This is a genomic window from Flaviflexus salsibiostraticola (assembly GCF_003952265.1).
GTDB lineage: Bacteria > Actinomycetota > Actinomycetes > Actinomycetales > Actinomycetaceae > Flaviflexus > Flaviflexus salsibiostraticola.
In genome coordinates, this window is record NZ_CP034438.1 from 1267371 (window position 1) to 1286542 (window position 19172).

Below are 19172 nucleotides of genomic sequence, written 5' to 3' on the forward strand. Positions count from 1 at the left end.
GCGTGCCACCTTTGACGGATTTCTCCCAAGAGATGTGCGCCATGGGTGGAAGGGTCTGCACACCGGGCAACGTGTCCGAGTCGCTGATCCAAAAGTGAGAGACTGTGCCCGTGACTCGAACTTCCAGACACGCCCGCACACCCGCCCGCTACGTGGCGCGGGCCCCGGAGCAGACCCTGCCGAGGAGGATCCGCGCGAACCGACTCGGAGTCACGGTGCTGCCGGATGGCATCGACGTCTCGGTCGTCTCGACGCATGCCTCGCTCGTCGAGTTCTGCGCGGTGGACATTGACGGTGCCGGGACGATCCGCGAGCGCAGGTTCGCCCTCAACGGGCCCGAGCTGGGCGTGTGGAGCGGCTTCATCCCGGGCATCAAGCCCGGCCAGCACTACGGCTTTCGGGTGCACGGCAGATGGGACCCGGACGCCAGTATGCGGCACAACCCGGCGAAGCTTCTCGTCGACCCGTACGCACTGGGCGTCGCCGGCGACTACGACCTCGGGCCGGCAGTCTACTCCCACCAGGTGGACGACAGCCTCCATCCCCTGCCCGGTCGGCGCAGGCTCTCGGAGCTGGACTCCGCGCCCCACGTGCCGCATTCGGTCGTCGTCGATGAGAGCTACGACGGACCGGTCGGGACGCTCGACCTGCCGTGGAGCACGACCGTCATCTATGAGGCACACGTGCGCGGACTGACGATGGCGATGCCGGGGGTCCCGGCCCACTTGAGGGGGACATACGCGGGTGTGGCTCATCCCGCGACGATCACCCACCTCAAGGAGCTCGGCATCACCGCCCTCCAGCTGCTCCCGATCCACGCGAAGCTGCCCGAGCCGTTCCTCATCGAGAAGGGTCTGACGAACTACTGGGGCTACAACACGCTCGGATTCTTCGCCCCCGAGCCGTCGTACGCGACGAAGGCAGCGCAGGAAGCCGGTCCATCGGCCGTGCTGCGGGAGGTCAAGGGCATGGTGTCCCTCCTCCACGAGGCGGGCATCGAGGTCATCCTCGATGTCGTCTACAACCACACGTGCGAGGCCGGGATCGACGGCCCCACCCTCTCCTGGCGGGGGCTGGGCGAGTCCTCGTTCTACATGCAGTCGGGCACGAACCCGGCCGACTTCTGGGACGTGACGGGTACCGGCAATTCGCTCGACTTCCGCCTGCGGAGGGTCACGCAGATGGCGCTCGACTCGCTGCGCTATTGGGTCGAGAAGGTCGGCATCGACGGCTTCCGCTTCGACCTCGCCGTCACCCTCGGCCGCCAGGGCCGGGAGTTCATCCCCCACCATCCCTTTTATGTGGCGATGACGACGGATCCTGTTCTGCGCTCCCGCAAACTCATCAACGAGCCGTGGGATCTGGGTCCGAACGGCTGGCGCACGGGCCAGTTCCCCTCGCCGACGGCGGACTGGAATGACCGCTTCCGCAACGCGGTCCGCTCGTTCTGGCTCACAGACCAGCGCGTCCAGGTCGACGGCCACAAGCCGCATGATTCCCGCGAGCTCGTCACCCGCCTGTCCGGCTCGGCCGACCTGTTCTCCCGGGGACGCACCCCGGGCGGGCGCGGCACGTTCGCGTCGATCAACTTCATCACGGCCCACGACGGCTTCACCCTGCGGGATCTCGTCACGTACGACGGGAAGCACAACGAGGCGAACCTCGAGGGCAACCGCGACGGCACGAACGACAACCGGTCGTGGAACCACGGCGCGGAGGGGCATAATCCCGAACTCCTCGAGGCGCGGCTGAAGTCGATGCGGAACCTCATCGGCACCCTCCTCCTCTCCTCGGGCACGCCGATGATGACGGCGGGCGATGAGATCGCGCGCACCCAGGACGGCAACAACAACCCGTACTGCCAGGACAACGAGCTGTCGTGGATCGACTGGCGGACCGAGCCGTGGCAGGACGACTTCCACGCGACCGTCTCCCATCTCCTTCAGCTCCGCCGCGAGCACGAGGTGTTCCGGCCAGCCGGGTTCTTCTCCGGCACACCCCGGACGGGCGACAGCCTCCCCGATGTCACGTGGATCGACCGCGGCGGCGCGGAGATGCCGGCGTGGAAGTGGTTCGAGCCGTCCTCGCGGACGTTCCAGATGCTGCGGTCGGGCGGGGGCCGGGATGTCGACGCGCTCCTCATGATCAATGGCCTCGTCGACGATGCGGAATTCACGGTCCCGACCGGTCGCGGGCGACCGTTCGACCTGGTCTGGGATTCCGCCGAGCCGCGGCCGAAACGGTTCGATGAGCTGGCGCTGCCGGGGTCGACCGTCATGGTCAACGGACAGTCGATTCGCCTCTACCTGTCGAACCCGTCTTAGAATGTTCCCTGTCTGCGACAGCGCGGGCACCGGAAAGGATGATCCATGCACAGTGACGAGATTGTCGATCTCGAATCGACGGTCGACGAGGCCTCCCTGCGTCGGTCGGAGAGGCTCAGCGACGAGCTGAAGGAGAAGATCCGCGAGGATGCCTCCCCGTTCAGGATGCTGACCGGGGACCGGCCGACCGGCCGGCTCCACCTCGGCCACTACTTCGGCTCCCTGAGGAACAGGGTCGAGCTGCAGAATGCGGGCGTCGACAGCTGGCTCGTCATCGCCGACTACCAGGTCATCACCGACCGCGACGCCGTCGGCGAGATCAGGGACCGCGTCTACGGCCTCGTGACGGACTACCTCGCCATCGACATCGACCCGGAGCGCGCCGTCATCTTCCCGCACTCGCAGATCCCCGCCCTCAACGAACTCGTCCTGCCCTTCCTCTCGATCGTCACCGATTCGGAGCTGCGGAGGAACCCGACGGTCAAGGCCGAACTCGACGCATCCGGCAACCGCCCCATGTCAGGCCTGCTCCTCACCTACCCGGTCCACCAGGCCGCCGACATCCTCTTCTGCAAGGCGAATGTCGTGCCCGTCGGCAAGGACCAGCTCCCCCACCTCGAGCAGGCCCGCGTCATCGCCCAGCGCTTCGACCGGCGCTACGGCCGCGCCGCCGGCGCGACGCACCCGATCTTCCCCCGCCCCCAGGCGCTCCTCTCGGAGGCGCCCTCGGTGCTGGGCCTCGACGGGCAGAAGATGTCGAAGTCGCGCGGCAACACGATCGAGCTGGGCATGACGGCCGATGAGACGGCGAAGCTCCTGAAGAAGGCCGTCACCGACTCCGAGCGCCGCATCACCTTCGACCCGGTCGGCCGCCCCGAGGTCTCGAACCTCGTCCAGCTCACCGCGCTCGCCACCAACCGCGATCCGGTCGAGGTGGCGGATGAGATCGGGGATGGCGGAGCGGGCACGCTCAAGAGGGTCGCCACCGAGGCGATCAACGAGATGATGGCTCCGATCCGCGCCCGCCGCCTCGAGATCGAGAACGACCAGGCCTACGTCCAGCAGGTCCTGCGGGACGGAATCGCACGCGCGAACGCCCAGGCCGAGGAGACGCTGCGCGAGGTCCATGAGGCCCTCGACATGGTCTACCTGCCGTAGTCCAGAGTCTCGGCTCTGGTGACCTGTCTGCCACGAGCGAACACCCTCCTCGCGAGTCCGGGCTCCGGCGCTTCGGTTGGTACTGCGCGCCGTGCATTGGCGCTCCCGGCGGCTGGCGCACGCCGCCACAGAACCGATCGAGGTGGAGTTCATCTGCCTCGATCGGCTCTCCGGTTTCGTGACGGCCGTCACTGCTCTACGATCGGTCGGAACCGACCACGAAAGGAGCCATGATGACACGCTCACTCGGGAAGCGCGCCCTCCTCGGAGCGGGGCTTGCCCTGACCCTCCCGTTCGGTCTCGCCGCATGCGGGGACGATGAGGGAAGCGACGTCGAGACCGTCGAGGAGGACACGCCGACTCGCGGCGGGGACGACCTCGACGACACGGATGACAGCGACGATATGGACGACGACGGCTGATCGGCGATCCATCAGTACAGTGTGGGGCTCGCGGCATCAGCCGCGAGCCCCACACTGTGTCAGACCTCCGCTCGTTCGGATCCACGTCGCGCCATCATCGCCTGCTCGACGCCCGCGATGATGGCGCCGACGATGCAGGGCTGGTTCTCATAACGGAACCTGGCGTTCGCGCACACTGATTCCATCGTCGGCTCAATCGCCGCCCAATGCTCTGCCCGCCGTCGGCACTTTGGATAGGCTTGGCACGTGACTACATCGAGCAATTCCCGGACAAACCGGAAGCCTGCAGCCCAGGAGCGTCATTCTGCCCCCGTGACCGCCGCGGCAGAGTCCGAACGGCCGCAGAGAGCGCCCTTCGCGCTCGTCGGGCGCATCCCGATCGTCGATGTGTGGCCCGTCATCGAGGATGGCAGGTGGCCCGCGAAGGCGACCGTCGGCGAGGCATTCCCCGTACGCGCCACCGTCTTCCGCGAGGGCCACGACGCCTGGTCGGTCGAAGCGGTGCTCACGCGCCCCGACGGGACGGAGTTCCAGCGTGTGCGGATGGTCGACACGAAGCCGGGTCTCGACCGATATGAGGGATGGCTCGTCCCCGACACTCCCGGCCGGTGGACATTCCACATCGAGTCGTGGTCCGATCCGTACCGGACGTGGGTCCATGACGCGGTCCTCAAGATCGAGGCGGACGTCGATTCCCAGCTCATGATCGATGAGGGCATCGAGGTGCTCGAGCGCGCCGCGCAGGGCATGCCCGCCGGCTCGGCCGAGGCTGAGGCGACCACTCGCGCGGCCGAGGCGATGAGGGCGGGTGGAGATCCGAAGCAGCTCATCAGCCACGGCATCGCCGAGCCCGTCAAGGCTGCGCTTGAGAGGTATCCCCTGCGCGACATGCTCACCCACTCGGCCGAGTACGAGGTCAAGGTCGACCGCGAGGCGGCGCTGTACGGCTCGTGGTACGAGTTCTTCCCCCGCTCGACGGGGGCCTTCCAAAACGCCGATGGCTCCTGGGTCTCCGGAACGCTGCGGACTGCGGCGGACGAGCTGGACCGGGTCAAGGACATGGGGTTCACGGTCGCCTACCTCACCCCGATCCACCCGATCGGCACGACAAACCGGAAGGGCCGCAACAATACCCTGACCGCTGAGCCGGGCGATCCGGGCTCGCCCTACGGCATCGGCTCGCACGAGGGCGGTCACGACGCGATCCATCCCGAGCTCGGCACGTTCGACGATTTCGACGCGTTCGTCGCGAAGGCCCGCTCCCTCGATCTCGAGGTCGCCCTCGATATCGCGCTCCAGGCATCGCCCGACCACCCGTGGGTGTCCGAGCACCCGGAGTGGTTCACGACCCGCGCGGACGGATCGATCGCGTACGCGGAGAACCCGCCGAAGAAGTACCAGGACATCTACCCTCTCAACTTCGACAACGATCCCGAGGGGATCTATGTCGCGATCCGTGACATGCTCGAGCTGTGGGTGGATCACGGCGTCACGCTCTTCCGGATCGACAACCCGCACACGAAGCCGCTCCCATTCTGGCACCGCCTTCTCCTCGAGTTCGAGGAGAAACACCCGGACGTCATCTTCCTCGCCGAGGCGTTCACGAAGCCACCGATGCTCCAGACGCTCGGTGCGATCGGGTTCCACCAGTCGTACAACTACTTCGCGTGGCGCAACGAGCGCGAGGAGATCGAGGACTACCTCCTGGAGCTCGCGTACGAAACCGATCACCTTGTCCGGCCGGCGTTCTGGCCGACGACGCACGACATCCTGACGCCGTACATGCAGCGCGGCGGGATCCCGGCCTTCGCGATCCGCGCGATCCTCGCGGCCACCGGCGCACCGACCTGGGGCATCTACTCCGGCTACGAGCTCGCCGAGAACATCGCGCGCCCGGGCGCCGAGGAGCAGATCGACAACGAGAAGTACCAGTTCAAGGCGCGCGACTACTCGCTGGGCGAATCGACGGGCATCACACCCCTGTTGACCCAGCTCAATGCGATACGCGCCGCGCATCCCGCGCTCCAGAGGCTGCGGAATGTCGCGATCCATCCGACGTCATCGGACAAGATCATCTGCTTCTCGAAGCGGTCCAACCCGGGAGAACCGAGCGATACCGTCATCGTCGTGCTCAACCTCGATCCGTTCATCACCCATGACGCGCTCATCGATCTCGACTTCGAGGCGCTCGGGGTGCCGGAGCAGATGGCGATCGACGTCGACGACGAGCTGTCCGGCCAGTCCTTTGAATGGGGCCGCCGTCCCTTCGTTCGCCTGGACCCGCGCGGTTCTGTCGCCCATATCCTGTCTGTGAGGGTGCCGTGACATCAGCCCAGTTTGGAGACCTGGCCCGGCCGGGCCTGTCCGACGATCCGAAGTGGTACGAGACGGCCGTCTTCTACGAGGCGCTGCTGCGGGCGATGGAGGACTCGAATGGTGCCGGCATCGGCGACCTGCAGGGCCTCATCAACCGGCTCGACTACCTCCAGTGGCTCGGCGTCGACTGCATCTGGATCCCGCCGTTCTACCCCTCCCCCATGAGGGACGGCGGCTATGACATCGCCGACTACACGGCGATCAAGTCCGAATACGGCACGATCGATGACTTCACCGAGCTCATGGATGAGGCGCATGCCCGCGGCATCCGCGTCATCATCGACCTCGTCATCAACCACACCTCGGATCAGCACCCGTGGTTCCAGGCCTCGCGGTCGAACCCAGACGGGCCGTATGGCGACTTCTACGTGTGGTCCGATTCAGACGAGCTGTACCAGGATGCCCGGATCATCTTCATCGACACCGAGACGTCGAACTGGACGTTCGATCCGGTGCGCAGGCAATACTTCTGGCATCGCTTCTTCTCCCACCAGCCCGACCTCAACTTCGAGAACCCGGCAGTCCAGGAGGCGATCTTCGACGTCGTCCGCTACTGGTGCCGGATCGGCGTCGACGGGTTCCGTCTCGACGCGATTCCCTACCTCTTCGAGGAGGAGGGGACGAACTGCGAGAACCTGCCGCAGACCCACGAGTTCATCGCCAGCCTGAGACGGATGGTCGATACCGAGTTCCCGGGACGCATTCTTCTCGCCGAGGCGAATCAGTGGCCGGAGGATGTCGTCGCGTACTACGGGACGGAGGAGGAGCCGGAATGCCACATGTGCTTCCACTTCCCCGTCATGCCCCGCATCTTCTATTCCCTGCGCGAGCAGCGGGCCACGTCGATCAAGGACATCCTCGCGGCGACACCCGACATCCCCGCCGGGGCACAGTGGGGTACGTTCCTCCGCAACCACGATGAGCTGACGCTCGAGATGGTCTCGACCGAGGAGCGCGCCGCCATGTACGGCTGGTATGCGGAGGATCCGCGCATGAGGGCGAACGTCGGCATCCGCCGCCGGCTCGCCCCGCTGCTCGGCAACTCCCGGCCCGAGATCGAGCTGGCCAACGCGCTGCTCCTGTCCCTGCCCGGCTCGCCGTGCCTCTACTACGGCGATGAGATCGGGATGGGCGACAACATCTGGCTGCCGGACCGCGATGGGGTGCGCACCCCGATGCAGTGGACGCCCGACCGGAACGCAGGGTTCTCTGCCGCGGACCCGGGCAAGCTCTACCTGCCCCTCATCCAGTCACTCGTTCACCACTATCAGTCGGTCAACGTTGAATCGCAGCTCGCCCAGCCGTCCTCGCTCCTGCACTGGACGCGCGGCATGCTGGAGATCCGCCGCCTCCATCCCGTGCTCGGCTCGGGCAGGTTCGAGATCCTGCCGACCGACAATGAGGCCGTGCTCGCCTACATCCGCTACGACGATGAGGAGACGATTCTCTGCGTCATGAACATGGCGAACACCCCGCGCGCCGCGACGATCACTCTGCCAGAGCGCTACCGGAGCTGGCACGTGACGGACGTGTTCGGCGGGGCGGGCTTCCCGCCCGTCGATGAGAAGGGCCAGTACCTGTCGACGCTCGGCTCGCGCGACTTCTTCTGGCTGACCGTCTCCTCCCCGGACCGGGTGGTCCAGGCGCCGGTGGACGGCATGCCCGCAGCGGTCGAACCGAAGCACGATCGCAACGAGGCGGCCGACGTCCCCTCCCCGATCAGACCCGAGAAGGAGTGACCGTGCTCGAACAGGATCTTGCCGCCTGGCTTCCGACCCAGCGCTGGTTCGCCTCATCCGACACCGCAGCCACTGTTCGGATCAGGGGCCGCTGGGTGCTGGTGCCCGGCGACCCTCAGGTCGAGATCGTCATCGTGGACACGGGTGCGACCTCATACGTCGTGCCACTCGTCTTCTGCGACACCGCTTTCAAGGGCGATCCGATCGGCCGGGACCACGGCCGGCTCGTCTACGATGCGACGGAGCTGGGCTATGGGCACAAGGTTCTGCTCGACGCCGCGACAGCCCTCTGGGTCGAGGGCGTCGGTGATTGCACAACCCTGACGGGCCGCGCGGAGGGTGAAATCCCCGGCATCGCCTCGTCGAAGAAGTTCACGGGCGAGCAGTCGAACACCTCGATCATGTACGAGCTGACCGACGGCTCAACAATCATCCTCAAGGTGTTCCGGGTCCTCGCCGCCGGACTCAACCCCGACGTCATCCTCACCCGCGCCCTCGCCGAGGCAGGGTCCCCGCACGTCGCCGCCCCGCGCGGCTCGACCCTGGGGACCTGGCAGGAGAACGGCCACGAGGCGACCGGTCACCTGCTCGTCGCCCAGGAATTCCTCACCGGCTCAACCGACGCGTGGCAGGTCATGACCGACAGTGCCGCCGCAGGCATTCTCGACGAGGACGCGATCGAGGCCCTCGGCGCCGCCACACGCAGCATCCACTCGACGCTCGCCTCCGTCATGCCGACCGATGAGGCCGGCGAGGACACGAGGCGCACGCTGGTCGCCGCGTGGCGGCGCAGGGCGGATGATGCGGTGAGCAGGGTGCCGGAGCTCGAGCGGAGACGTGCCGATATTGATGCGGTCTATCGCGCAGCAGAAGAGAGTTCGGCATGGCCGAGCCTGCAGCGCATCCACGGCGACCTCCACCTGGGTCAGGTCCTCGACGCACCAGACCGTGGTTGGGTCATCCTCGACTTCGAGGGAGAGCCGCTCCGGCCGCTCACGGAGCGCACGGCGCCCGACATGGCGCTGCGAGACGTGGCGGGAATGCTCCGCTCCTTCGATTACGTCGGCGGGCACGTCACCCGGCACGGGGCGGATCCCGCCGCGGCCACGCAGTGGACGGAGGGCGCGCAGAAGGCCTTCCTCCGGGGTTACGGAGAGCTTCCCAATGGGTCGGCGGATCTGCTCCGCGCCCTCGAACTCGATAAGACTCTCTACGAGGTCTCCTACGAGATCTCGCACCGTCCCGACTGGCTCGATGTGCCGCTGGCGGGTGTCGAGGCCATCCTCGGCCAGTCCCGGCCCGCGGAGCCCGTCAGCGCGGCGGAGATTCCGCCGCGCACAACAGAGAATTCCCTCTCCGATGCGGGCGGCAGCGTACTAGCATCGGAGTCAACGAGGAAAGGGGCCATCATGAAGCATGAGCCGCTGGAAGTTTCAATGGACAGCCTGGCAGCAGTAGCGTACGGGGATTACCACGCCCCGCACGATATCCTCGGCCCACACCTATCCGATGGCACGGTGACGATCCGCGTGGTGCGACACCTCGCGACCGCGGTGACGATCGTGACCCCGGACGGCGAGTACGAGGCCGAACACGAGTACAACGGGGTCTGGGTCGTCGCATTCGCCGCCGATGAGACGCCGGATTACCGTGTGCGCACCGCCTACGCCGACGATCTCGTCGTCACGGGAGATGATCCGTACCGGTTCCTCCCAACCGTCGGCGAGCTCGACCTCTACCTCTTCGGCGAGGGCCGCCACGAGGAGCTGTGGCGCGTGCTCGGCTCGCACGTCAAGGAGTTTGCATCGCCGCTCGGGACGACCCGCGGCACATCCTTCGCAGTGTGGGCGCCCAACGCCCGCGCAGTCCGCGTCGTCGGTGACTTCAACCACTGGAGCGGCCGCTCGCACGCGATGAGGACCCTCGGTGTCTCGGGTGTCTGGGAGCTCTTCATCCCTGAGGCCGAGGTCGGCCAGGGCTACAAGTACGAGATCCAGCATCAGGATGGCTCCTGGCACCAGAAGGCCGATCCGATGGCCCGCCGCACGGAGAAGCCGCCGCTCACCGCCTCCGTCATCACCAAGGCCGAGTTCGAGTGGGACGATGACGAATGGCTGGAGAAGAGAAGGGTGACGGACCCGCTCAAGGGTCCCGTGTCGATCTACGAGGTTCACCTCGGATCGTGGCGTCCCGAGCTCAGCTTCGAGGACCTGACAAAGCAGCTGATCTCGCACGTCACGCACCTCGGCTTCACCCACGTCGAGCTCATGCCCGTCGCGGAGCACCCGTACGGTCCGTCCTGGGGATACCAGGTCACCTCGTACTATGCTCCGACCGCCCGCATCGGCACGCCGGATGAGTTCCGCCGACTCGTCAACGAACTCCACCGCGCCGGTATCGGCGTCATCATGGACTGGGTGCCCGCACACTTCCCGAAGGACGCCTGGGCGCTCGCCCGCTTCGACGGCACGCCGCTGTACGAGGATCCGGACCCCACCCGCGGCGAGCATCCCGACTGGGGAACCTACATCTTCAACTACGGCCGCCACGAGGTCCGCAACTTCCTCGTCGCGAACGCCCTCTACTGGCTCGATGAGTTCCACATCGACGGCATCCGCGTCGACGCTGTCGCCTCCCTCCTCTACCTCGACTACTCGAGGGAGGATGGCCAGTGGCGCCCGAACGTCTACGGCGGTCGGGAGAACCTCGAGGCGATCTCGTTCCTGCAGGAGACGAACGCGACGGCCTACCGCAACCACCCCGGCATCATGATGATCGCCGAGGAGTCGACCTCGTGGCCGGGCGTCACAGGCCTGACCGAGAACGGCGGGCTCGGCTTCGGACTCAAGTGGAACATGGGGTGGATGAATGACACCCTCCACTACCTGGCCGAGGAGCCGATCAACCGTCGGTACCACCACGGCGAGATCACCTTCTCGCTCGTCTACGCATTCTCCGAGCAGTTCCTCCTGCCGATCTCCCACGACGAGGTCGTCCACGGCAAGGGCTCGCTGTATGCGAAGATGCCGGGCGACGACTGGCAGAAGCGGGCCGGCATGCGCGCCCTCTTCGCCTACCAGTGGGCGCACCCCGGCAAGCAGCTCCTCTTCATGGGCCAGGAATTCGCCCAGATCGACGAGTGGAGCGAAGGCCGGGGCCTCGACTGGTGGCTGCTCGACAACAAGAACCACGACCAGGTCATGAGGCTCGTCAAGGACCTCAATACGGTCTACACGGACAGCCCCGCGCTGTGGGCGGATGACTTCACGAACCACGGGTTCGAGTGGATCGACGTCTCGGACGGCGACCACAACACCCTCTCCTTCATCCGCAAGTCCGCGGATGAGAAGGACTGGCTCGTCGCCGTCGTCAACTTCGCCGGCGTCCCACACGAGAACTACCGGGTCGGCCTGCCGTTCCCCGGCGAGTGGGACGAGGTCCTCAACACCGACGATCCGAAGTACGGCGGCTCGGGCGTGCTCAACACGTCCGTCACCGTCGAGAAGGTCGGGTGGAACGGCCGGGCACAGTCCGCTGCCCTTCGTGTGCCCCCGCTCGGTGCGGTCTACCTGCGGCCGAGGTCGCGGAAGAGGCCGCTGAACTAGTCAGTGGGTAACGGGTGCGGGGTGTCAGCGTCGGCTGACACCCCGCACCCGTTCATGCTCTTTGAGGCCTTTGACCTCGGGTTCCCATGCGACCGCCGGGCCGCTACGCTGCCACGCGTGCGATATTGAACAGCTCCGCCGGCATTGGCCGCTCCAGATGCCAGGTGACGTGCATGGGCTGAGAGCCCTCGTGACGCACATAGCGGACCGGGCCGAGGAACGTGTACGGCTCTGTCGCGTTCGGCACGGACTGGCTCGGCTTGGACCGTCGAACGAACAGGAGCGGCATGCGCTCCTCACCGATCCCTTGGTACATGAGACCGAGCCTGCTGTCGGGCGTGGTGGCATTCTGAGAGTCCCAGGCGAATTCCTCCTCGGAGACCGCATAGTCCTTATACATCGTCTGCGGAGAGTAGTGTTTCTCTGTCTTTTCGAGAGTGACCAGCAGAGCGACCGAATCGAGCGCGCGGGACTCCATGACGCCCTCGACTGCGGAGCCGGGGGCGCGCTGAGCCGACGTTTCGTGCAGCGCGAGTCCCGCAAACAGCTCCTCGCGCGAGTAGGTGCCGTGGGTGAGCAGCGGCGACCTGCCGGCCAGCTCTGGGACTGGCTTAACGACGCTGCGGTCACGTTCGGCGACGATCTGCCAGACCTCATCCAGCTCATCGGCGAACGCCGGGTACTGACGGAGCCTGGCGAGAGCCTCGTCGAGGGTGAACTTCGGCTCGCCCTGGGCGAATCTGCCCGTGATCCAGACCGAGTAGACGAGCATCCACGCGAGCCGTCGCTCCGCATCTGACATCTCAGCCTCGCAGGTCGCACTCCGCAGGAGCCGAAGGTAGCCCTCCTGGCGCACCGGATCATTGACGTGGAGCAGGGATGCGACTCGGTTGTTGATATCGACGAATCGATCGTCCGCGAAGAGCTCGAGGAGATCGTCCTCGACGCGGGAATGCGCGAGCAGATACGTCCAGGTGACGAACGCATTCTGAGGGCTTCTGCCGGAGGCCCTCTTCACCTTTCGACCGTAGATATGGCCGAAGTCGCGCCCCGTGTCGCGGAGAAAGTCGGCGAGGCGGGGCCGCATCGACTCGGCTCCCGCCTCGGCGAATGTGCGCACCTCGTCGACGAGCACGGGGGTCCGCACCTGGAGGGACTGCTTGATGCCGGCGATGATCTGCTCGCGAGTGAACTGGTCGAGTTCGATGTTGCAGCCGGGAGGCAGATCGGGGAAATCCTGTTCGACCGCAGCCGTGGAGAGGCGCTCTCCGCGCGCGAACGCTTTGTACTTGCGCTCAAATCGATAGAGACCGGATTGATTTCCGACGAAGTCGAGGACGGTGAGAACGCTCTTGCCCGGAGCCCGCCGGAGACCGCGGCCCAACTGCTGCTGGAACAGTGTCGGCGACTGGGTCGGCCGAAGCATGAGGATTGTGTCGACGTCGGGGATGTCGATGCCCTCATTGAAGATGTCGACAGTGAAGATGATGGCAAGGGGGTCGTCGGGGTTGAGGAGCCTGGTGACCGCGTCACCACGCACGTCCTCGTTATCTTCTCCGACAAGGCTGACTGCACCGATGCCTGCTCGATTGAACACGTCCGCCATGAAGTGCGCATGCTTCTTTGAGGCGCAGAATCCAAGGGCCTTCATCCGCTGCGGGTCCGCGATCTTCTGCTCGACCTCTTCGAAGATGACCCGCAGGCGGGTCTTGCCCTGGCTGCCCTCTGATTCGTCGAGATAGAGATTGTCCAACTCGGCCGGATCATAGGCACCCTGCCGGACCCTCACGCTCCTCAGGTCGGTGCCGTCCGCGATACCGAAGTAGTGGAACGGGACCAACAGATCGGCGTCGAGCGCATCCCAGAGCCGAAGCTCAGTGGCGACCCTTCCATCGAAGAACTCGTCCGAGACGTCGATTCCGTCCGAGCGCTCAGGCGTTGCCGTGAGGCCGACCAGCTCTTTCGGCTTCAGGTAATCGAGAACCGCTCGATAGGTGGAGGCCTCGGCGTGATGGAATTCGTCGATGATGACGACATCGAAATGTTCTGGCCCGAACCTCTCCAGCCAGCCGCGGCTGAGCGACTGGATGGAGGCAAATACGTGCCGGCCATCGTGGGGGTACTTTCCGCCGACGAGCATCTCCCCAAAGCCGCGCCGGCGGACGACTGCACGGAAAGCCTCCCGTGCCTGCAGGAGGATGCTCTCTCGGTGGGCGACGAACAGCAGAGTCGGCCTGTCGAGGGCCTCGGTGAGGTTTCGGAAGTCAAGGGCAGAGAGGATGGTCTTGCCGGTGCCGGTGGCGGCGACGACAAGATTCCTGTGGTGGCCGCGGCTCCGCTCTGCCGCCAGGTGGTCGAGCATAAGCGACTGATGCGGCCTGGGAAAGACCTCGAGAAATGACGTATCGACCGCCGCGAGAAGGCGCCGCTCACCTGTACTCGATCGCGCGCGCCGAAGCGCACTCTCCAGCTCCTCGAACTGTTCCGGAGAGTAGGTGACGAACTCCGGATCGTTCCAATAACCGTCGAATGCAGCTCTGAACTGGGCGAGCACCCCCGGAGTCAGAACGTTCGACAGCCGGACGTTCCATTCGAGTCCATCCGTCATGGCGGCGGCCGATAGATTCGAGGAGCCGACGTAACCTGTACTGAAGCCGGAATTCCTCTCGAAGAGCCACGCCTTGGCGTGAAGTCGCGTGGACGCGTTCTGGTAGCTGATCTTCACCTCCGCCCCCAGATCGTGCAGCTCTTGGACTGCCTTTGCATCGGTTGCGCCCATGTAGGTCGTGGCGATGACCCGCATCGGCACTCCCCGCCAGCGGAGCTCCTCAAGGGCGCCGCGTACGACGTTGACACCGCTGAGCTTGAGGAAGGAACAGAGCAGCTCGACCCTGTCGGCACTCGCCATCTCGCGTGAGATCTCTCGGGTGAACGACGGCTGCTGAGGGCTGTTCGTGAGAAGGGAGACGTCCGACAGCGGCCTGAGCGGCTCGACGATGTCGGCCGCCCCCGCGGGCCGCAGCGATGTCAGCTGCCGGAAGGTACCGCTCTTCGGCTCCTTCCAGAGAATCCTGTCCTCTGGATCGACCTGGGCAAGCACGCTGTTGATGATCGCGACGCGATCCGATTTCTCGGCCGTGTTGAGCTGGTGCTCAAGCCTCTGGGCGACATAGGTCGCGAGGACCTTGATCCGCTCGGCCTCTTCCACGTCACTCCACCCCGCGACGCCATCGGCGGGAAAGTCGTCAGCAGGAAGAGCCCGCGATTCCACAAGTTCATAAAGGCCATACGGCAGCATTGCCTTGTCACCGTTACTCATAGAGGCAGCCTAACAACGCGTGCCGCACGAAAAGGCCATCGTTTGTCTCTAGTTGAGGCCATCGCAGCACATCAACCGGATAGGATACGTCATGCAGGACATATGACAGCAAGGGAGCGTCACGCAGATTGCGCAACGTACTGAGCATTATCACAGCATCGCAGCTGAGCAGTCCCTGGAACGGACATCGAGCTCGCAATGGTCGGAGCGGCTCTCCGATCTCGGAATCGCCTCCAACCCGTCCGCGTAAGCGACATCCGCCAAGATCTCGTCGTCATCCTGTCGGTGCCTACGCGGGAGGCTACGGCCGCGCTAATCGGCGGCCCTCGCATCGCCGAAGCACTACGGCGAATCCACCAACGGTCCGGCAGCTGTGTCTACGGGAATCGTGCACCGCAAGGGGCACCGAAGCACCGCACCGAACCCCCTAACCCGAGAATCCGGAATCCAACGATAAGGAGACACGCGTGGATCAGTGGTCGCGCTCAGCCGTCATCTACCAGGTCTATCCCCGCTCGTTCAAAGCAACCTCGGGCTCGGTCGGCGACCTGCCCGGCATCACCTCGAAGCTCGACTACATCGCCCAGCTCGGTGTCGACGCGCTCTGGCTCTCGCCGTTCTACCGGTCGCCGCAGAAGGATGCGGGATACGACGTGTCGGATTTCCGCGACGTGGATCCGCTGTTCGGCACCCTCGAGGATGCCGAGGCGCTCATTGCCCGCGCCAACCAGCTGAACCTCAAGGTCATCATCGACCTCGTCCCCAACCACACCTCGGACCAGCACGCGTGGTTCCAGGAGGCGCTGGGCTCCGAGCCGGGCTCACCAGCCCGCGAGCGCTATTGGTTCCGGGACGGCCGCGGGGAATCCGGTGAGCTGCCGCCCACGAACTGGGTGAGCGTGTTCGGCGGGCCGGCGTGGACGCGGGTGCCGGATGGTCAGTGGTACCTCCACCTGTTCGACGCGAGCCAGCCGGACCTCAACTGGGAGAATCCCGAGGTCCACGATGAGTTCGAGTCGATCCTCCGCTTCTGGCTCGACCGGGGCGTGGCCGGCTTCCGGGTGGACGTGGCCCATGGTCTCATGAAAGACCCCGACCTGCCGGATTGGCAGCACACGTGGGGGATGGTGTCCGGCCAGGAGGAGACGGACATTCCACCGGCCCCGATGTGGGACCTCGATGCGGTCCACGACATCTATCGGTCATGGCGGGGCGTGCTCGACGAGTACGGGGCGATGATGTGCGCCGAGGCCTGGGTCATCGACGATGATCGGCGCTCTCTCTACGTCCGTGAGGACGAGTTCGATCAGTGCTTCAACTTCTCGTTCCTCTCGAGCCCGTGGACAGCGGCGGACATGCGCTCCACGATCCGCGAGTCCTATGCCGCGAGCGCCCGCGTGGAGGCCCCCACGACGTGGGTGCTGTCGAATCATGACGTCGTGCGCCTGCCGTCGCGGATGGGCCTGGACAGGACCGGCAAGGGCCCGAATGGGATCTATACCCATGATCCCCAGCCGGACCACGAGCTCGGCGCTCGGCGCTCCCGTGCCGCCCACCTGCTCATGCTTGCGCTTCCCGGCTCGGCCTACCTCTACAACGGCGAGGAGCTCGGTCTGCCCGAGCACACATCCCTGCCGGACGAGGCACGCCAGGATCCCACCTTCTTCCGCACGCAGGGCGCGGAGGCCGGCCGCGATGGGTGCCGGATCCCTCTCCCCTGGGCCGCCGATGAGCCCCATGCGGGATTCTCGCCGGACGGTTCGTGGCTGCCCCAGCCCGACGGCTGGGCGGACCATGCGGTCGACCGCCAGGAGGCCGACCCGGATTCGTACCTCAACTTCATCCGAAGCGCGCTCGCCTACCGTGCGAAGCACGGTCTCGGGCTTGCGGAGATCCGCGATGAGTCGGAGGGCGGCGTGCTCGACTACCGTGTCGGCCCGGTCCGCGTCATCACCTGCTTCGACGAGGAGGCGCCCCTGCCTGAGGGATGGCGGGTACTCCTCTCCTCATCTCCCGTCGACGACCGGATCGGCACCGACACAACTGTCTGGCTGGTCGCTGAGAACGACGTGTGAGCCTCTGCGCCGCGTTCTCACCGCTGTGATTACCCCACGTCGCTCTGACATGACTGTCGGCGGGCATAGGCCCGCCGACAGTGCGTGGATCTGGATCGTCCGACGGTCGAGTTGCCGGCGATCGGCTACATGAGTGCGCTGGCGAGTTGCTTCCGCGCCTCGCTGACAACCGGGTCGTGGATGCCGACGATGCCGAACAGGTCGATGAGGCGGAGGCGGGCGCGATCCCGCTCATCGCCCGAAACCGTCCGGATAACGTCGAGCAGTCGCGCGAAGGCCGACTCCGGCATCCGCGCCATGACCTCGACATCAGCTGCCAACAGGTGGGCATCGACGTCGGTCAGCGGGGCGGTCGAGGCCGCCTGGAGGACCTCCTGCGGGTCGCGATCGGTGATCCGCTGGAAGAGCTCAACCTGGCTGAGCGCGAGCTTCGACTCGTCGTCGCCCGGGTTCTCCTTGATCGCCTTCGTGTAGGCCGCGTGTGCGGCCTCGAGGTCTCCCCTGTCGAGTGCCGCGCGGGCCTCCTTGACGTGGGGAGGAAGCTCAGGCTCCGGGAGTCTGCCGTTCTCGTCGCCGTCGAGCCTGCCCAGAACGCCGAGCTGCTGCGCTGCCTGGAGGACCGAATCAAGGGCCTTCGAGGCATCCTCTGGTGCGGCCGTGCCCTGGAAGAGCGGGACCGGGTTGCCGCCGAGAACGGCCACCGTCGTCGGGAGCGCCTGGATCTGGAAGGCCTGAACGATCTCGGGAGCATTGTCGGCATCGACGATGCCGAGGCCGATCGTGCCGTTGAGATCCCTCACGAGGTCCGTCAGTGTTCTCGCGAGTTCGAGGGATCCCTGGGACCGGTCGGAGCGGAACACAATGACGAGGGGGACGTGCAGCGACAGCTCGAGGAACTCCTGCAGGGCCTCGACCGTGACGTCGCGGACCAGCGGGCCGGGGATGATCTGGACACCATCCTCGTTCGTCGTCTGCTCCTTGAGCCGCTCCTGATGCTTGGCGGGAGCGAGCGCGGACAGGTCGACTGCCCCTCGGATGTTGAGCGGTGACTGAGTCAATCTGTGTCCTCTCGTAGTCGTGCGGGTGTCAGCTGTCGGGGTTGGTCGACCCGTCGTCGACAACGTTGATGAGCTCGGGGCTCGACGTCGCGATGACGCGGACGTTCCCCTCCCCCTTCGCGGGGATGTAGAACGCCACGGTCACCTGATAGGTCGACGTCAGTGTCCCCTCCACATCGTAGGTCGAATCCGCCTCCCCGGTCATCCACCGGGCGAGTTCGTCGCCCACCGAGACCGTCGAGCCGGGCTCGGTGCGGGCGATCGCAATGTCGTATTCGAACGCCCCCATCGTCACCGCGCCGCCATCCTCTGTCGCCATGGACAGCGGGCCGTGGTTGAGGGCGCGCGCGGCGATGGAGACCTCTCCCGTGTCGCCGAGCGACTCCGCGATCGAGTCGCGCTGAGCATGGAGGGAGGATGTCAGCTGATCCTCCTCGTACGTCACGCTCGTGTCGGTGCCCGCCAGCCTCATCGCGTACTCCTCGACGCCCTGGCGCGGACTCGTCGCGAGCGTTCCGTCCCCGTCCTTGTCGATGGCCTCGGTGTCGGTCGCGAACGTGATGTCGACCTCGGCGGGCACGAGATCGGCGTAGCCCCAGAGCCGGTAGTTCTCGCGGCCGTCCGACTGCGAGAGGACGAGCAGCTGATCGTTCGTTCCCGTCTCGGGGTTCTCCGTGAAGACCATGGCAACGCGGGGGAAATCGCTCGACGAGCTCCAGGTCGAGTCGGCATCCGACGTCGACACCTGCTCGATGTCCTCGATGCCGAGGCGCTCAGCGTTCGCGAAGACCGCCTCAAGGGTCAGCTGCGCGGGACCGCCGATGCGGTCGAGGACCGTGGCCGTCGACCTCTCGTCATACGCGGTCGCGAGGGCCTCGGCGATGCCGGCAAGCACCTGGTCCGCGCGCTGGGACTGACCCGATCCGCTGTCGGTCTCGCCCTCGCCACTCTCGGTCTCTCCTTCGGGAGTTTCACCCTCGGACGCCGTGGGAGACTCGACGACCGGGGTCGGCAGCTCCTCGGGGCTGCTCGAGCATGCTGACAGCACGAGCCCTCCCGCGACGGCGAGTGCCCAGAACTTCCTGTTCGTCTTCAT

General features: G+C 65.9%; 11 protein-coding genes and 1 pseudogene. 7 read left to right on the forward strand and 5 right to left on the reverse strand.

All coding sequences use genetic code 11. The annotated features are described in order from the left end of the window. Window positions 1–110 precede the first annotated feature (110 nt). Both glgX and trpS read left to right on the forward strand, forming a co-directional pair. On the forward strand, window positions 111–2324 hold the full coding sequence (gene glgX, locus EJO69_RS05885) for a glycogen debranching protein GlgX (protein WP_245993798.1): 2214 nt from the start codon (window positions 111–113) through the stop codon (window positions 2322–2324). Between the two features lie 45 nt (window positions 2325–2369). Further along, window positions 2370–3482 (forward strand): tryptophan--tRNA ligase, encoded by a 1113-nt coding sequence (gene trpS / locus EJO69_RS05890; protein ID WP_126040148.1) that lies wholly within the window; start codon window positions 2370–2372, stop codon window positions 3480–3482. Between the two features lie 242 nt (window positions 3483–3724). On the opposite strand, the gene EJO69_RS05895 is transcribed toward trpS, so the two are convergent. Both EJO69_RS05895 and EJO69_RS12680 read right to left on the reverse strand, forming a co-directional pair. Continuing rightward, a complete protein-coding gene (locus EJO69_RS05895; RefSeq protein WP_126040150.1) occupies window positions 3725–3916 on the reverse strand; it encodes a hypothetical protein in 192 nt (63 codons plus the stop codon). 47 nt (window positions 3917–3963) lie between these two features. Then, on the reverse strand, window positions 3964–4089 hold the full coding sequence (locus tag EJO69_RS12680) for a hypothetical protein (protein WP_281272849.1): 126 nt from the start codon (window positions 4087–4089) through the stop codon (window positions 3964–3966). 127 nt (window positions 4090–4216) lie between these two features. Here EJO69_RS12680 and EJO69_RS05900 point away from each other — a divergent pair, with 127 nt between their 5' ends. The 4 genes and pseudogenes from EJO69_RS05900 (at window position 4217) to glgB (ending at window position 11624) form a co-directional block, all read left to right on the forward strand. After that, window positions 4217–6229, forward strand: a complete 2013-nt coding sequence (locus tag EJO69_RS05900; RefSeq protein ID WP_126042386.1) for a maltotransferase domain-containing protein — start codon at window positions 4217–4219, stop codon at window positions 6227–6229. After that, window positions 6226–8019, forward strand: a complete 1794-nt coding sequence (gene treS / locus EJO69_RS05905; protein WP_245993800.1) for a maltose alpha-D-glucosyltransferase — start codon at window positions 6226–6228, stop codon at window positions 8017–8019. Before EJO69_RS05900 ends, treS begins: the two co-directional genes overlap by 4 nt. Window positions 8020–8021: 2 nt before the next feature. After that, window positions 8022–8249: pseudogene (locus EJO69_RS12565) on the forward strand (maltokinase N-terminal cap-like domain-containing protein); the annotation flags it as partial. Window positions 8250–9428: 1179 nt separating this feature from the next. Next, a complete protein-coding gene (gene glgB, locus EJO69_RS12570) occupies window positions 9429–11624 on the forward strand; it encodes a 1,4-alpha-glucan branching protein GlgB (protein ID WP_245993833.1) in 2196 nt (731 codons plus the stop codon). Window positions 11625–11727: 103 nt separating this feature from the next. Here glgB and EJO69_RS05915 read toward each other — a convergent pair whose 3' ends face one another. Beyond that, window positions 11728–14943, reverse strand: a complete 3216-nt coding sequence (locus EJO69_RS05915; RefSeq protein WP_126040156.1) for a DUF3427 domain-containing protein — start codon at window positions 14941–14943, stop codon at window positions 11728–11730. 467 nt (window positions 14944–15410) lie between these two features. Between EJO69_RS05915 and EJO69_RS05920 the strand changes: the two genes are divergently transcribed. Further along, a complete protein-coding gene (locus EJO69_RS05920) occupies window positions 15411–17018 on the forward strand; it encodes a glycoside hydrolase family 13 protein (RefSeq protein WP_126040158.1) in 1608 nt (535 codons plus the stop codon). Window positions 17019–17143: 125 nt separating this feature from the next. Here EJO69_RS05920 and EJO69_RS05925 read toward each other — a convergent pair whose 3' ends face one another. Then, on the reverse strand, window positions 17144–18076 hold the full coding sequence (locus tag EJO69_RS05925; RefSeq protein ID WP_164519883.1) for a co-chaperone YbbN: 933 nt from the start codon (window positions 18074–18076) through the stop codon (window positions 17144–17146). Between the two features lie 28 nt (window positions 18077–18104). Further along, window positions 18105–19172, reverse strand: coding sequence for a DUF8094 domain-containing protein (locus EJO69_RS05930; protein WP_126040162.1), 1068 nt, complete (start codon window positions 19170–19172; stop codon window positions 18105–18107).

Bases quoted from the DNA above. Each gene is read 5' to 3' on its own strand.
- EJO69_RS05915 (WP_126040156.1), bottom strand. From the start codon at position 14,943: ATGAGTAACGGTGACAAGGCAATGCTGCCGTATGGCCTTTATGAACTT.
- EJO69_RS12680 (WP_281272849.1), bottom strand. From the start codon at position 4,089: ATGGAATCAGTGTGCGCGAACGCCAGGTTCCGTTATGAGAACCAGCCC.
- glgB (WP_245993833.1), top strand. From the start codon at position 9,429: ATGAAGCATGAGCCGCTGGAAGTTTCAATGGACAGCCTGGCAGCAGTA.
- EJO69_RS05930 (WP_126040162.1), bottom strand. From the start codon at position 19,172: ATGAAGACGAACAGGAAGTTCTGGGCACTCGCCGTCGCGGGAGGGCTC.
- EJO69_RS05895 (WP_126040150.1), bottom strand. From the start codon at position 3,916: ATGGATCGCCGATCAGCCGTCGTCGTCCATATCGTCGCTGTCATCCGT.
- trpS (WP_126040148.1), top strand. From the start codon at position 2,370: ATGCACAGTGACGAGATTGTCGATCTCGAATCGACGGTCGACGAGGCC.